Annotated in this window: 2 protein-coding genes; both read right to left on the bottom strand. The window is 58.1% G+C overall.

Going from position 1 to position 1,341, the window contains the following annotated elements; translation table 11 throughout:
- Nucleotides 1-535, bottom strand: a 535-nt coding sequence (fdoI, locus tag GO007_RS28795) for a formate dehydrogenase cytochrome b556 subunit (protein ID WP_095105807.1), incomplete at its 3' end; no start/stop codon positions are given.
- Nucleotides 532-1,341 (bottom strand): formate dehydrogenase subunit beta (gene fdxH / locus GO007_RS28790; RefSeq protein ID WP_095105805.1); only part of this gene is annotated, 810 nt, incomplete at its 5' end. The genes fdxH and fdoI, both read right to left, overlap by 4 nt.

The following is a 1,341-nucleotide window of genomic DNA, read 5'->3' as shown; positions in this document are numbered from 1 at the left end:
TAATGGTGCCTTTCACCCACAGGGCGGCGTAGATATGCACCATGATAACCACAATTAACGCCACTGCGGCAAATGAATGCAGCATTAACGCAAATCGGATCACCGGGATTGAGAACGCAGGCGCAAAATACGGACGCCAGATGATCACGCCGCTTATCAGCAGCAGAACCAGGAAAATAATCGCCGCCCAGAACACGCATTTCTGGCCGAAGTTATAGCGCCCGGTGTCACCTACCTCCTCGTTGACGACGATCTTACGAATATTCTTCGCCCAAAAGATATCATCCCGATTGATTAGGTTGTGATGCCAGTAGCGGAAAAACATGATGATGAACGAGGCAAACATGATCACGCCCACAAACGGGTGCAGAATTCGCGCCAGCTGCGGGGTGCCCATAATTTGCATCAGCCAGTTGAAGGACGGGAAGAAGAACCCCAGCCCGCTTATCGCCGCCAGCATGAAGCAGAAGGCGGTGACCCAGTGGTTGATTCGCTCCGGCGCCGTGTAGCGCACGATGGTGTCACGTCTTTTCATTTGCGCACCTCGTCATTCTCTTCATGCAGGTTGTCTTCTTCCTCTTCCGCACGGTTCGGACCGACGCCGACGTAGTGGAAGATGCTGGCGGCGAAGGTCGCGGCAAAGCCCACCGCCGCGAGCGGTTTCCAGATGCCTTTCCAGAACTTCACGGTGGCGCTGATTTCCGGGTTCTCCGGCAGGCCGTGGTACAGATTCGGCTTGTCGGCATGATGCAGCACATACATCACGTGCGTGCCGCCGACGCCGGCCGGATCGTACAGGCCCGCATTGTCATAACCGCGGGTTTGCAGCTCGGCGACGCGCTCGCCTGCCAGCACCTTCATATCCTCTTTGGAGCCAAAGTGGATAGCGCCGGTCGGGCAGGTTTTCACGCAGGCCGGCTCCTGGCCGACGGTGACGCGATCGACGCACAGCGTGCACTTGTAGACGCGGTTGTCTTCCGGGTTCAGGCGCGGGACGTCGAACGGGCAGCCGGCGATACAGTAGCCGCAGCCGATGCACTGCCCGGACTGGAAGTCGACGATGCCGTTGGCATACTGAATGATAGCCCCTTCCGACGGACACGCCTTCAGGCAGCCCGGGTCGGCGCAGTGCATACAGCCATCCTTACGGATCAGCCACTCCAGCCTGTCGTTTTGCTCCACTTCCGAGAAGCGCATCACCGTCCAGGATTTGGCGGTCAGATCGGCCGGGTTGTCGTACACGCCGACGTTGTGACCGACCTCATCACGGATATCGTTCCACTCTGAACAGGCCACCTGACAGGCTTTACAGCCGATACAGGTGGTGACGTCGATAAGCTT

Origin of the sequence: Klebsiella sp. 10-1 (assembly GCF_009758445.1) — a bacterium.
Taxonomy (GTDB): Bacteria; Pseudomonadota; Gammaproteobacteria; order Enterobacterales; family Enterobacteriaceae; genus Klebsiella; species Klebsiella scottii.
The sequence above is the reverse complement of the archived record's forward strand: the minus strand, read 5'-3'. Positions and strand labels throughout refer to the sequence as shown.